The organism is Umezawaea tangerina, from assembly GCF_003002815.1.
Lineage (GTDB): Bacteria > Actinomycetota > Actinomycetes > Mycobacteriales > Pseudonocardiaceae > Umezawaea > Umezawaea tangerina.
Window position 1 is genome coordinate 347,678 of sequence record NZ_PVTF01000010.1, and the last position, 13,449, is coordinate 361,126.

At 71.3% G+C, this 13,449-nt stretch carries 10 protein-coding genes; 4 read left to right on the plus strand and 6 right to left on the minus strand.

Annotated features, from left to right (window positions below; translation table 11 throughout):
- Positions 1 to 23: 23 nt before the first annotated feature.
- Positions 24 to 1,259 carry an MFS transporter gene (locus CLV43_RS32055; RefSeq protein WP_106191981.1) on the plus strand — a complete coding sequence of 412 codons (1,236 nt, stop codon included), beginning with the start codon at positions 24 to 26 and terminating at the stop codon, positions 1,257 to 1,259.
- Positions 1,260 to 1,510: 251 nt separating this feature from the next.
- Entirely contained in the window at positions 1,511 to 2,833 is a 1,323-nt protein-coding gene (locus CLV43_RS32060; RefSeq protein ID WP_245887138.1) for a GGDEF domain-containing protein, read from the plus strand.
- 376 nt (positions 2,834 to 3,209) lie between these two features.
- Here the strand turns inward: CLV43_RS32060 and CLV43_RS32065 are convergent, their stop codons facing one another.
- Positions 3,210 to 3,728, minus strand: coding sequence for a GrpB family protein (locus CLV43_RS32065; RefSeq protein ID WP_106191835.1), 519 nt, complete (start codon positions 3,726 to 3,728; stop codon positions 3,210 to 3,212).
- A 26-nt stretch (positions 3,729 to 3,754) separates the two neighbouring features.
- Between CLV43_RS32065 and CLV43_RS32070 the strand changes: the two genes are divergently transcribed.
- On the plus strand, positions 3,755 to 4,303 hold the full coding sequence (locus CLV43_RS32070) for a GNAT family N-acetyltransferase (protein ID WP_106191983.1): 549 nt from the start codon (positions 3,755 to 3,757) through the stop codon (positions 4,301 to 4,303).
- Here CLV43_RS32070 and CLV43_RS32075 read toward each other — a convergent pair.
- The 5 genes from CLV43_RS32075 to CLV43_RS32095 are packed head-to-tail and all read right to left on the minus strand — an operon-like array spanning position 4,276 to position 12,244.
- A complete protein-coding gene (locus CLV43_RS32075; protein WP_106191836.1) occupies positions 4,276 to 5,664 on the minus strand; it encodes a non-ribosomal peptide synthetase in 1,389 nt (462 codons plus the stop codon). The two genes, CLV43_RS32070 and CLV43_RS32075, sit on opposite strands and share 28 nt — an antisense overlap.
- On the minus strand, positions 5,661 to 7,004 hold the full coding sequence (locus CLV43_RS32080) for an MATE family efflux transporter (protein WP_106191838.1): 1,344 nt from the start codon (positions 7,002 to 7,004) through the stop codon (positions 5,661 to 5,663). The genes CLV43_RS32075 and CLV43_RS32080 overlap by 4 nt, the downstream gene beginning before the upstream one ends.
- Positions 7,004 to 10,552, minus strand: a complete 3,549-nt coding sequence (locus tag CLV43_RS32085) for a type I polyketide synthase (RefSeq protein ID WP_106191839.1) — start codon at positions 10,550 to 10,552, stop codon at positions 7,004 to 7,006. The genes CLV43_RS32080 and CLV43_RS32085 overlap by 1 nt, the downstream gene beginning before the upstream one ends.
- A gap of 12 nt (positions 10,553 to 10,564) precedes the next feature.
- On the minus strand, positions 10,565 to 11,377 hold the full coding sequence (locus CLV43_RS32090; RefSeq protein ID WP_146174976.1) for an ACP S-malonyltransferase: 813 nt from the start codon (positions 11,375 to 11,377) through the stop codon (positions 10,565 to 10,567).
- A 9-nt stretch (positions 11,378 to 11,386) separates the two neighbouring features.
- Positions 11,387 to 12,244: an ACP S-malonyltransferase gene (locus CLV43_RS32095; RefSeq protein WP_146174977.1), complete on the minus strand. Its 858-nt coding sequence runs from the start codon at positions 12,242 to 12,244 to the stop codon at positions 11,387 to 11,389.
- Between the two features lie 704 nt (positions 12,245 to 12,948).
- On the opposite strand from CLV43_RS32095, the gene CLV43_RS32100 reads away from it, so the two are divergent.
- The gene (locus tag CLV43_RS32100; RefSeq protein WP_106191844.1) at positions 12,949 to 13,449 is read left to right on the plus strand and encodes an NAD(P)H-dependent oxidoreductase; all 501 of its coding nucleotides are present in this window, start codon (positions 12,949 to 12,951) and stop codon (positions 13,447 to 13,449) included.

Sequence of the window (13,449 nt, forward strand, 5' to 3'; positions counted from 1 at the left end):
GGGTGATCAGGTCTGCCACGGTGATGACCATGCGCGACGACGCCGGGAGCGGCTTTCGGGCGGCCTTCGGCGTCGCCGAGTTCCGCGTGCTCTGGTGCGCCTCGCTCACCTCGATCGTCGGCGACCAGCTGGCCAGGCTCGCCCTGTCGATCCTGGTGTTCCAGCGCACCGGCTCACCCGCGTGGACCGCGCTGACCTACGCGCTGACGATGCTGCCCGGCCTGCTGTCGGGCGTGCTGCTCACCGGGCTCGCCGACCGGTACCCGCGGCGGACGGTGATGGTGTGCAGCGACCTGGGCCGGGCCGCGCTGGTGGCCGTGATGGCCGTGCCCGCGGTGCCGCTGCCTCTGGTCGTGGCGCTGCTGGTGCTGGTGCAGCTGGCCGAGCCGCCGTTCGCTGCCGCCCAGGGCGCGCTGCTGCCGGTGGTGCTGGGGGAGCGGCGCTACGAGGCGGGCCAGTCGATCCACCTGATCACCCACCAGGTCGGGCTGCTGCTCGGGTTCGCGGGCGGCGGGCTCGTGGTCGCCTGGCTCGGGACGTCCGGCGCGCTGGCCGTCGACGCCGTCACGTTCGCGCTGTCCGCGCTGCTGCTCCGGCTCGGCCTGCGCCCGCGACCGGCGTCGCTCACGCCGTCGGACGGACCGTCCACCGGCGTGTGGTGGGCGCAGGTGCGGGCGGGCGCGGGACTCGTGTGGCACGACCGGCGGCTGCGGCTGCTCATCGCGATCGGCTGCCTGGCCGCGTTCGCCGTCGTCCCGGAAGGACTCGCCGCGCCGTTCTCCGAGGAGGTCGGCGCCGGGGTCGCCGGGGTCGGCGTGCTGCTGGCCGCCGATCCGGCCGGGATGGTCGTGGGCGCGCTGCTGCTGCGGCTCGTGCCCGCCGCGGCGCGGGTGCGGCTGCTCGGCCTGCTCGCCGTCGCCACGGTGCTGCCGGTGGCCGGGTACTTCCTCTCGCCCGGTCTCGGGTTCGCCGTCGGGCTGCTCGCGCTGTCCGGCGCGTTCAGCGCGTACCAGGTCACGGCCGGTGCCACGTTCGTCCGACTGGTACCCGACCGGCGGCGCGGGCAGGCGCTGGGCTTCGCCCGCACGAGCCTGGTCGCCGCCCAGGGCCTCGGCGTGGCCGCGGGCGGTCTCGTGGCGCAGTGGACCGGGTCCACCACGGGCACGATCGCCGCCGCGGGGGCCGCGGGAACGGTGTTGGCGCTCGCCGCGGCCGCCTCGTGGTCCAGGGTGTCCACAACGGTGACTACAGACGGTTGACCGCTTCACCAGATCTTGTCGCGCATGTCGGCCCACCTCCCTCGTTCCCCCAGTAGTACGGCCGGAAACGGGAGTCGGGTCACCAGATCTTGTCGCGCACGGTGGTCACCTCCACTCCGTGTCGTCACCCCGGCAGCGGCTGACTTCGCCCCTGGTCACGATTACCGTGACGCTCCGTCCGGTCCTGGTGCACGCCAGGGCGACCGCGTCGTGAGGCGAACATGGACATGGGACATCGCGCGGACGCTCCGGTGCGGACCGGAGCGCCGTGGCGCGCCGTGCCGGGCTGGTCCCTATGGTCCCTGTCCGCACGGGCGTTGGCGTACGTGCTGCTGGTGGATTCGGGCGCTGTTCTCGCCGTCGTCCTCAGCGCGCTGGGTCCGGTCCCGGCCAGGTCGTGGGCCGTCGCGGCCGTCCTGGCGGGCTGCGCGGGCGCCCACCTGCACTTCTCCCGGTGGATCGAGCGCATCCGCCGCGACCACAGCCACCTGCCGCACGTCGACCTGTGCAGCATCTGGATCTTCGCGGGCGCCCTCGTGCTGCCACCGCTGCCCGCGGTCCTGCTCGTCGCGACGATCTACCTGCACCGGTGGTGGGTGGTCGGCCGCTGGGACGCCTCCCGACCACCGCACCGGTGCCTGTTCACCGGGTCCATGATGGTCCTCGCCGCACTGGCCGCCAACGGCGTCTCCGCCGCCACCGGCCTGCGTGGACACCTCATGGCGGGCCGGCCCTCCGGAGTGCTGGACCTGGTCGGCATCATCGGCGCCGGAGCCGCCCAGTGGGGCGTGAACTCGCTGCTCGTCGGGATCGTCATCGCCCTGACCGTGAAGCTGCGCAAGATCGGCGAGGCCGTCGGCAGCGGCGCGGACAACCTGCTCGAGATCGGACAGCTCGCCCTCGGCTCGTTCGTCGCGCTCGCCGTCGCCTGGTGGCCGGGGTTCGCGGCGCCGATGGTCGTGGCCGCGGTCGCGCTGCACCGGACCGTGCTCATCCACCAGCTGGAACTGGCGGCCCGGACGGACAACAAGACCGGACTGCTGAACGCCGAGGCCTGGCACCTCCAGGCACGACTGGAACTCCAACGCACCCGCGCCCGCCAGACACCGTCGACGCTGGGGCTGTTCATGATCGACGTGGACCACTTCAAGGACGTCAACGACCGCTACGGCCACCAGGTCGGCGACTCGGTGCTGCGCGCGATCGCCGACGCCCTGTCCTCCTCGGTGCGCCGCGGCGACTCCGTGGGCCGCTTCGGCGGCGAGGAGTTCGCCGTCCTGCTCCCGATGGTCGAACGCACCGAGGCCCTGCTCATCGCCGAACGGGTCCGGTCGCAGGTGCTGGGGCTGAAGATCGACGACAGCGCGGGCGGAGTGGTCACGGGGCTGGGGGTCAGCATCGGCGTGGCGATCTGGCCGGAGGTGGACGAGGACACGGTGGAGGGGGTGCTGGCCGCGGCGGACTCGGCGCTGTACGAGGCGAAGCGGCTGGGGAGGGATCAGGTGCAGGTGGCGGGGGTGGTGCGGAGGTTGAGGTGGGTGCCCGCGGTGAGGAGGGGGCAGGTGGTGGATTGAGGGGCTTGGGTGTCGTTGGGTGTTCTTGCCGTTGTGGGTGTCGCCTGGTGTTCGAGTTGCGGTGTGTCGCCCGGTGTAGGTGCCGCGGACTCTGGGGGTATCGCTACAGCGGACCCATGTGCGGTCGGCTTGACTTGGGGCCCCTTTTTTGGGCTTCGTCGGGCGAAAAAGGGCAGGTGGTAGAGCCTGCCCGCCGACTCATTGTAAGCCCAAAAACCCCAAGTCAAGCCGACCGCACTAGCGGACGAGCACCGCTCGCTTCCAGCTGGGTTGGGTAGCTGGCTGGCCGTTCCAGCGTCGTCGGGTAGCTGGCTGGTTGCTTTCCAGCGTCGTTGGGTCGTTGCTTTTGGTGCTGGCGGTGGCGGGCGGGTTGGGGTTAGTCCTCCCAGACGTCGCTCTTCGGGAGTCCCCGTGCCTCGCGTTCCCGGTCGACCAGCTTCTGGATCAAGGCGGTCTTCCCCTTGGTGTACACCAGACCGTCCGACTCCCGTGCCGCGAGTTCCCGTTTCAGTGTGCCGTACTCGGCGGTGGCAGCGGGGTGGGTGAGGAGGTGGTCGCGGAGTAGGCGTTCGTTGCGGGTGTCCCAGTCGGTGGCCGGGACGACGTGGAGGTGGTGGGTGCGGGTGCCGTTGGTGTCGCGGCGGTAGAAGAGGCGGTTGCGCATGCCGGTTTCCTCGCGCGTGTAGCCGAGGGCGGTCAGGGTCGACTCGGTGGCGAGGACGGCGGCCAGGTCCGGTGTGGATGCCATGAGGTCGATGACGGGTTTGGCGGCTAGGCCGGGGATGGCGGTGCTGCCGATGTGTTCGATGATGGGGAAGTGGGGGCGCAGTTCGGCGATCGAGCGGGCGGCCTCGGTGGGCCAGGTGGGGTCGTGGTCGGAGAAGTCGATCGGCATTCCGGGCAGCCTAGTAGTTTGCGGTGGTGGTGAAACCGGATTTCCCCGTGGTGACCGCGCGGCTGCTGCTGCGGCCGTTCACCCCCGACGACCTCGACGCGCTGCACAGCTGGGAGTCCCGGCCGGACGTGGCGCGCTACCTGTACTGGGAGGCCCGCACGCGCGAGGAGAGCCGGGTCGCGTTGGAGCGCAAGGTGGCGTCGACGTGGCCGCGCGCGGTGGGTGAGTCGTTGGTGTTGGCGGTGCAGCGCCGCGACACCGGGCAGGTGATCGGCGACGTGCACGTGGAGTGGCTGCACGAGGAGTGGCGGCAGGGTGAGGTGGGGTTCGTGTTCCACCCCGACCACGGTGGTCGGGGCTACGCGGCGGAGGCGGCGGAAGTGGTGCTGCGGCTGGGGTTCACGGCGTTGGGGCTGCACCGGATCATCGGGCGGTGCGACGTGCGGAACACGGCGTCGAGCAGGCTGATGGAACGGTTGGGGATGCGCAAGGAGGCGCACTTCCGGCACAACGACATCTTCAAGGGCGAGTGGGGCGAGGAGCTGGTCTACGCGATGCTGGAGGACGAGCTCTGAGACTCGGCGAACACCTCCGCGATCCGCGTCGGGGTGATGTCCTCGGTCGCCAACGTGGTGGCGATCCGCTCGAACGCGAACAGGAACGCCTCGATGTCCTCGGGCGGCAGCAGAGCCGTGTCGGCCATCAGGGACAGTCGCATCCGGTCCGTCGTGCCGCCGGTGTCGAGGTAGAGGTCCATGTCCTCGTGCGCGGTCCGCTCCGGCCACGCGAGCGTCGTCGCGGCGGGGGCACCGGTCGCGGTGGCGCGGGCGCGCGGCAGGGTCGACCACATGTCGTTGACCTGGCAGCCCGGCGGCAGCACCACGTCGCGCAGCACCTCGCGCGCGAGCCTGCCGTCGTAGCGGGCGTGCCGCTTGGCGGCGGCCATCGTCGCCGACGACCGGCGGACCACCTCGTCGAAGGAGTCGACGTCCAGGGCCACCGCGGTCTTCACGGCCTGGTTCATGGTGGTGACGGCGTTGAACAGGTCGGGAGCCAACCTGTTGCTCTGCATGACGTCCAGCCGGTAGGTCGGTCCGGGGCAGAAGCAGCGGAGCAGCGAGGTGGTGATCGAGAGCAGCACGACGGACGTGGTGGTCCGCAGCCTGCGGGCGGCCGCGCGGACCGCGACCGGCAGCGCGTCGGACTCGATCTCGCCCCGGACGAACCGCGGTGACAGCGGGACGGCCCGCGCGGGGGCGGGTGCGGACGGCATCAGGGCCAGCTGCTCGCGGAGGTGGTGGGTGGCCTCGATGTTGAGCAGCTGGCCGTCCGGGGAGCCCTGCCGGGTGGCGAGGTCGACCGGTTGCACCGACGGTTTCGGGGCGGGCACGGGCTTTCCGTCGGCGCGGGCGCGCAGCATGGCGGTGAGCTCGGCGACGAGCAGCTCGGTGCCGGTGTGGTCGGCGGCCATGTGCGAGACGCCCAGGACGACGAGCACCGGGATCCCGTCGTGCAGGGCGAGGGAGACCCGGATGGGCAGCTCCTTGTCGTGGTCGAACGCGGTCGCGCCCGCCCGCACCAGGCAGTCGGTGACGATGTCGGTGAACCCCACCGGGTCGTCGGCGGGCCGGTCGAACAGGCTGACGTCGAGCGCGCCCGAGCCCAGCACCTCCTGGGTGGCGTCACCGCGCGGCGACGGGTGGAACAGGGTGCGCAGGGACTCGTGGCGCAGCAGCAGCTCGCTGATCTGCTCCAGCACGTCGCCGACGCCCAGCAGCAGCGGGATCGGCAGCCACCTGGTGAGGACGAAGAACGGCTTCACCTCCGGCAGCCACTCGTGGATGCCGTCCCAGGTGCCCTGCTGGCCCCACGTCAACGGGCCGACGCGCGCCCGTCCGCCGTGGAACTCGGCCTGGACCGCGGTCTCGGTGATCACTGCGCACCCCTCAGCTCGGCGGTCGGCGCGGGACGGGCGAACAGCACGTCGCGCAGGCAGAACACGCTGTAGGTCAACCCGGCCGACCAGCCCGCGACCACGGCCCACATGACCGCGTCGATGCCGAACGGGCCGTTGAGCAGGTAGGCGAACGGGACCTGCACGATGACGAACGCGATGAGCGTGCAGACCAACGGGGCCGTGGTGCGGCGGGACCCGTTGAGGTACCCGTGGGTGACCACCATGACCGTGTACAGCACCAGGAACGGGTAGATGATCAGGACGTACCGCTCGGTCAGCTCGCGCGTCGCCGGGTCGGTGGTGAACAGCCCGGCGATCGGGGACCGGGCGAGCAGGACCACCGCGGACACCACGGCGGTCAGCCCGACGGTGAGCCCGAGCGTCTGCACGAGCCCGCGCCGCGCCCGGTCCTCGTCCGCGCCGCCGAGGTTCTGCGCCACGAACGCGGTCACCGCGCCGGAGAAGTCCAGGAACAGCATCCCGGTGAACAGCTCCAGCCGGGACACGATGGTGAACGCCGCGAGCACCACGGCCCCGTAGGACTGGATGATCCAGACCAGCACCATGATCCCGACGGCGAGGATGATGTGCTGGCTTGCCAGCGGGAAGCCCAGCCGCACCGCGTCCACGAGCTCGCGCCGCACGGCCGGTTCGGACCGCTTGCGCCCCAACGGGTAGATCCGCCGCGCGGCCACGAGCCCGACGACGAGCGCGGCAGCGCTGGCGAGCACCGTCGCGAGCGCCGCGCCGCCGATCCCCATGCCCAGCACGGACAGGAACAGCCAGACCAGCACGATGTTCGCCACGTTCCCGAAGCCCTGCACCCACATCGCGGCCCGCGAGTTGCCGAGGCCGCGGAAGTAGGCGCTGACCGCGGCCAGCCCGAACATCGCCGGGAAGCCGATCGAGAGCGTGCCGAAGAACAGCGCGCAGTCCTCGGCCAGCTCCCCGTGGATCCCCATCAGCGACAGCACGGGCCGCGCCAGCACCGTCGCGAGCAGGACGCACCCGGCCGCCCACACCGCCGTGACCAGCGCGAGCGCGAGCACCACACCGCGGCGCTCACCGTCCTGCTGGGCGCCGCGCAGGTGCGCCAGGCGGATCGTGAACGCGGTGCCGAGGCCGATGAACATCGCGTTGAGCAGGTAGTACATCGGGCCCGCCACGCCGACGGCGGCCAGCCCGTCGACACCGACGTAGTGCCCGACCAGGATGCCGTCGATCAGCACGTACCCCTGCTGGAGCAGGTTCGCCGCGGTCAGGGGCAGCGCGAAGCCGACGATCTTGCGCAGCGCGGGTCCCGTCGTCATGTCCGTCATCAGGCCACGTCTTCCGCGAACTCGGCCAGTTCCTCGACGTGGTAGGCGATCTCGGAGACCGTGCGGTCGGCGAGCAGGTCCGCGACGTCGTAGTGCACGCCGTGGCGGACGGCGATCGTGCTGGCCACCGAGGCGGCCATGATGGAGTCGCCGCCGAGCTCGAAGAAGTCGGCCTCGACGTCGAGCGCGGGGTAGCCGAACGCGAGGGCGAGGCACTGCGCGACGGACTGCTCGACCTCGGTGTACTCGCCGTTCTCCCGTCCCTTGAGCTCTACCTGGACGGCGGCGACGGTGGCCTTGATCTTCTCCGAGGCTTTGAGCAGCCGCTCCTCCAGCGCGTGCATCTCGCGCTCCACCTTGGCGTCGATGTCGGCCGACAGCGGCACGTCGTAGGAGCGCAGCAGGTGGATCAGCTCGCCGCGGTAGTTCAGCTCGCCCGCGAACAGCCGGGGTCGCCGCGAGCGCAGGGCGGCGTCCACGACGTCGAGACCGACGGACGTGGGGAGGGCCTTGAACATGGTGTCGCCGTTGGTGCCGTGGTCGACGGCCATGCCGATCTCCTTCCACGCCACCCAGTCCAGCGCGACGACGTGGCACGGACCGCCCGCCTGCGAGCGGGCGAGGTTGTCCAGGTAGTAGTTGCCCGCCGCGTAGTCGGCCTGGCCGGGCGCGGGGAACACCGAGGCCACCGAGGAGAAGTGGACGACGAAGTCGGGGCGGTCGGCGCGGGTCAGCCGGTCCAGCACGAAGGCGCCGTGCAGCTTCACCCGCACGACCTCGGCGAAGTCCTCGGGCAGCCGGAACATCAGCGTGGCACCGCCGGGCAGACCGGCGGCGTGCACGATGCCGTCGATGCGCCCGTTGTCCTGCTGGATCCCGGTCACGGCCGCCGCGAGCGCCTTCGGGTCACCCGCGTCGGCGGCGCGCACGAGCACCGTGGTGCCCATCGCCTCCAGGTCGCGGACCGTGCGGATCCGCTCGGTGGCCGTGCCCGCGGCGAGCAGTTCGTCCCACTGGTCGCGCGGTGGCATGCCGGACCGGCTGAGCAGCACCAGCGTGATGTCGGGCTGCTTCTCGGCGAACGAGCGCGCCACCGCGAGGCCGAGCGCGCCGGTGCCGCCGGTGACCAGGTAGGTGCCGCCGGGCCGGAGGTAGGTCCGCGGGCCGTCGGTGTCGACCTCGGGCACCTCGACGAAGACCTCGCACGACCGTTCGTCGCCGCGCAGCAGGAACAGGCCGTACTCGGTGGAGAACACCTCCGCCGCCAGCGCAGTCCCCGGCACCGCCGCGTCCACGTCGAGGTGCTTGACCCTGATGTAGGGGTACTCGCGGCCGATCACCTTGCCGAAGCCCACCAGCGCGGAGTTCTCGGCCACGACGGTGGTGTCGCCCTCCTGGGCGCACACCGCGGTCCGCGTCACCACGGCCAGGTCGACCTTCACCCCCGCCGCCATCAACGCCTTGGACAGGTGGAACAGGCTGGTGAGGTTCTTGGTCGTGCGCCGGTCCAGTTCGTCCACATCGGACGCAGGGGTGGTCTCGAACGCCAGCGCGTGCACGACGTGCGTGACGTTCTCGTCGGCGACCAGCCGGGCGGTGGCGTCGAACGAGTCGGCGGCGAAGTCCTCGCCCAGCCGCAGGACCCGCGCGTCGCCGAGGTCGGCCGCGGCGAGGAACGCCTCGGCGTCGGTGTCCGGGTCGACCAGCGCCACCACCTTCGCGCCCGCGGGCACACCGGTCACCGGCAGCGCCGGGGTGGGCTGGAACTCGACGTCGTGGGTCACCGGGTGGCGCTCGTCGCTGGTCGCGAGCGAGAGCTGCGAGCGCCACGTGTCCGGGAACTCCATCCAGGCCAGGGTTTCGTCGAAGGCGTAACCGGGCAGCCGGACGATCCGCGGTGCCCGGTCGGCCGGTGGCGAGCTGTCGACCGGACCGCCGGACAGGTAGGCCTTCGCCGCCGCGGCCAGTGCGCCGGTGATCGGGCGCTGCCCGGTGACCAGCAGCTCGGCCAGGCCGCGGCGCAAGTCGTCCACATCGGACACGACGACCGCGACCCGGTGCCGGTGCGAGCTGCGGGAGACCCTGGTGGTGTAGGCGATGTCGGCGATGTCGACACCGGCCAGGCCGCCGCCGTCGATGAACCGGAGGTACCGCTCCACCAGCCACGTCAACGACCGCGGGGTGGCGGCGCTCAGCGTGAACAGGACCTCGCCCTGTGACGGCGCCTGCGGTTCGGGGGAGGTGTACTCCTCCAGCACGGCGTGCGCGTTGGTGCCGCCGAGCCCGAACGCGCTCACGCCGCAGCGGCGCGGGCCCTCGGACTCCCACGGGCTCAGGGTGGTGGGGATGTAGAGCGGCCCGGACGCGAAGTCGAGCTTCGGGTTGGGCGTGTGGAAGTTGGCCTGCGGCGGGATCATCCTGTTGCGCAGCACCGCGACCGCCTTGATCAGGCCGATCACGCCCGAGCCCTCGAACAGGTGCCCGACGTTGGCCTTCACCGTGCCCACCGCGCAGAACCCGCGGTCGTCGGTGTGCTTGGCGAACGCCCGCTTCATGCCCTCGTGCTCGATCGGGTCGCCCACGCGGGTCGCGGTGCCGTGCGCCTCGAAGTAGCCGATGGTGCGCGGGTCCACGTCGGCGTTGCGCCACGCGGCCAGCAGCAGCTCGGCCTGCGAGTCGGAGTCGGGGTTGGTGATGCCCTCGGTGTTGCCGTCGTGGTTGACCGCGCTGCCCTTGAGGACGGCGTAGATCTGGTCGCCGTCGGCGAGCGCCCGCTCCATCCGCTTGAGCACGACCGCCCCGGAGCCCTCGCCGAACCCGGTGCCGTCGGCCGCCTCGTCGAACGTGCGCGTCACGCCGTCGGACGACTCGATGCCGATGTTGGAGTGCGGGTGCTTGACCGGCGCGAACACGATCCGCGCGCCGCCGACCACGGCCATGTCGCAGTCGCCCACCAGCAGCGCGTTCTTGGCCTGGTGCACCGCGACCAGCGTCGCGGAGCACGCCGTGTCCACGACGAGGCTGGGGCCGCGCAGGTCCAGCAGGTGCGACAGCCGGTTCGCCAGCATCGTCGGGATGTTCCCGGTGATCGCCTGCTGGCCGACCGTCGGGTCGATCCGGCAGATGTAGTCCAGGTACGTCGAGCCGGGGTTCACCGCGAACCCGACGAACACCCCGGTCCTGCTGCCGCGCAACCGGTCCACCGAGTACCCGGCGTCCTCGAACGCCAGGAACATCGCCCGCATCACCATCCGGTGGTGCGGGTCGGTCAGCGTGGCCTGCCGCGGGTTCATCCCGAACGCCGCGTAGTCGAACGTGTCCACCGCGTCCAGGAACGACCCGTTGTGGTAGTCGATGTCCGGTTCGTTCAACGGGTCGATGCTCGTCGCCCGCAGGTAGTGGATGTACTCGTCGAGCTTGCGCCGCCGGTCCTGTGGGAACGGCCGCACCGCGCTGCCGCCCGTGCTGATGACCCGCCAGAACGCGTCGAGGTCCCCCGCGCCCGGCACGTCGACCGAGACGCCGACGATCGCGATGTCCGTGTTCATGTGCACCCTTCCTCAGGCGATCTTGTGGACGAGCGAGCTCAGGGTCCTGCCGTGGACCTCGTCGAAGTCGGTCAAGCCCGCCGCGCGCAGCGTCGTGACGGTGCGGACCCACTCGACCGGCGAGGACAGCTGGCGCGCCAGCAGGTCCGGACCGTCGAACAGGGCGCCGGTGACGCTGGAGACGACGGGGGTGATGGCGGGCCGGAAGTCGAACTCGGCGAGCACCTCGCGGAAGCGGGCCTCGGCCGGGGCCATGAGCGGGGTGTGGAAGGGACCGCTGACGTTGATCGGGACGACCCGTGCGCCGGGCAGCAGGGCGATCGCCTTGGCCGCCACCGCGACCTCGGTGCGGTCGCCCGCGATGGTGGTCTGGGTGTCGGCGTTGAGGTTCGCGACGAACACGCCCGTCAGGCCGGTCTCGATCAGCGCGCGGCGCACGAACGCGACCGGCACGCCCTGCACCGCCGACATCCCGCCACCGGTGATCTCGGACATCAGCTCGGCGCGCCGCCGCACCAGGCGCAGGGCGTCCGCCAGCTCCAGCACGCCGCCCGCGACCAGCGCGTTGTACTCGCCGAGGCTGTGCCCGGCGTAGTAGTCGTGGCCGATCTCGGAGAGCCCCATCAGGGCGTTGACGAAGAACACCGCGGGCTGCGCGTAGCGGGTGTCGCGCAGCCGCCGCTCGGGATCGCGGACGCACAGCTCCTCGACGGAGTAGCCGAGCACCTCGTCGGCGAGAGCGGTGGCCTCGGGGAAGCGGGCGAACAGCTCCGCCCCCATCCCCTTCCGCTGCACACCCTGACCTGGGAAGAGCAGACAACGCACGGCATTCTCCTAACGGGCTCGGCGCGAGAACTGCTGGACCGACTCGAAGCGCAGGGGACGGGCGTCGGCGCGCAGGCATTCACGGGTGAAGCGGCGCGCGCCCGGACCGGGACCGCAGTCCACGACCCGTTCGACCGCGGCGTCGCCGATCGCGTGACCGGCCGCCAGCTCCCACTCGATCGGCCGCACCAGCACCTGGTCGAGGAACTCCTGGACCAGGTCGGTGGACTGCTGGAGGTTGCGCGGCGCGTCGGTGGCGTACACCGGGACCCGCAGCGCGTCCGCGCCGGGCATCGGGCCGATGAAGGCGAGGTCGTCGCGGACGCGGCGGGCGGCCGGTGCCAGCCGGGAGCTGTGGAACGGGATCGAGTTGGACAGGAACGCCCAGCTCACCCGCGACTCCGCGAACACGGACTCGTGGGCGAAGTAGAAGTCGAGCAGGTCCGCGGTCGACCCGCTGAGCACCTGCACGGTGGGGGAGTTGACCAGGCTCACCGACAGCCTGCCGTCCTGGGCGTAGCGGCTGACCGCGCTGCTCAGGTCGTGCCGCGACATGCCCGTCAGCGACGCCATGGGGGTCGGCGCGCGGCCCTTGCCGTCACGGGCCAGGTACCGGCTCACCAGCTCCGGGCTCACGGCGCGCGCCTCGTCGAGCTGGTGGCCGCGCACCAGGCTCAGCGCGACGAGCTTGAGCGAGCTCGCGGCCAGCGCGAGGAACTCGTCCACCCGGCGCGTGCGCATCCCGGCCACGACCGCGGCCTGCAGCCCGATGCTGTGCCCGAGGGCCGCCACCACGTCCTCGTCCGCGCCGCGGGCGGTGGGCTGGAGGTGGGCCACCTGGCACACGTGCACGCAGATTCCCGCCACGATCGAATTCCGCAGAGCGTCCGGCGGAAAACCGGACGGAGAATCCAGCCATTGTTTCAGGGGCAAGTCCGTGGGTAACACGGCGCTGCGCGTTTCGTTTCCGATGTATTTCCGGACGTCGTCCAGAACGGTGAAGACCGTGTGGAAGTAGGCGGCGTTCTCGGGACGGGCGTAAAGCTCGCGAAGGGCGGCGACCAGGGTGTCGTTGTTGCCGCCGAGACCGTCGAAGAGCAGGAGGGTGCGCATCATGACCTCGACCCGTGAAGGTGGTCCTGACCTGTGGTGACCGCGACGATGAGGTCGAGACTCGTGATTTCGTGTGAACGGTTGCACACGCTAGGGCGGGTCGCGAAAACCGACAACCACCCCCTTGTTCGGACATTGCGACGAAAGGCGGAGTCGTCTGTCAATGTGATGGTGGCCCGTCGACCTCCCGTCTCGTTCGGAGGTCGCCATTTTTTCGCGGGATGGCGGTTCATCCGGGCAGCTCACGCCGCGCGCGGATGATCGCCCGCCGATGCATCGGTCCCGCGCGGGACGAGTAGTGAATACACCTGTTCGGCACAGGGCATTCCGTAATGGGTGTGGACCGGTATCCGATGGGGGACGCTTCGTGTTCGCGAAGTGCGCCCTGTCCCGGACTGTGGCGTGGACGGCAGGATCCGCGGTTCCGGGCGCCCGGACCCGTGCCTAGCGTCGAAACCATGACGCTCGTGCTGCTCGCCCACCCCGATCCCGCCCGCTCCAGGGTCAACGCCGCGCTCGCCGCCGCGGTCGCCGACCTGCCCGGTGTCGTGCTGCACGACCTCGCGGCCACGACCGGGGACTTCGACGTCGACGCCGAGGTGCGGCTGCTGCTGGAGCACGAGCTGGTCGTGTTCCAGGTCCCGTTCCACTGGTACTCGGTGCCCGCCCTGCTCAAGCGGTGGATGGACGACGTCCTGATCCGCTGCCTCGTCCCCGCGACGGGCGGGTCGCTGCTGCGAGGCCGCACGCTGCTGGTGGTGACCTCCACCGGCGGCACCGCGGAGAGCTACGCCCGCCGGTACCCGATGGCCGAGCTGCTGCTGCCGCTGGAGAGCACCGCCCACAAGCTCGGCATGGACTTCGCCACCCCGCTGGTGCTGCACGACGTCCGCAACGTCGGGGACGAGGACCTCGCCCTGCACGCCAAGCGCTACCGGGAGCTGCTGGAGGCGAGCTGA

Coding starts and splice junctions, on each gene's coding strand:
- CLV43_RS32080 (WP_106191838.1), bottom strand. CDS start 7,004: ATGACGGACATGACGACGGGACCCGCGCTGCGCAAGATCGTCGGCTTC.
- CLV43_RS32065 (WP_106191835.1), bottom strand. CDS start 3,728: ATGCCGATCGACTTCTCCGACCACGACCCCACCTGGCCCACCGAGGCC.
- CLV43_RS32085 (WP_106191839.1), bottom strand. CDS start 10,552: ATGAACACGGACATCGCGATCGTCGGCGTCTCGGTCGACGTGCCGGGC.
- CLV43_RS32055 (WP_106191981.1), top strand. CDS start 24: ATGACCATGCGCGACGACGCCGGGAGCGGCTTTCGGGCGGCCTTCGGC.
- CLV43_RS32100 (WP_106191844.1), top strand. CDS start 12,949: ATGACGCTCGTGCTGCTCGCCCACCCCGATCCCGCCCGCTCCAGGGTC.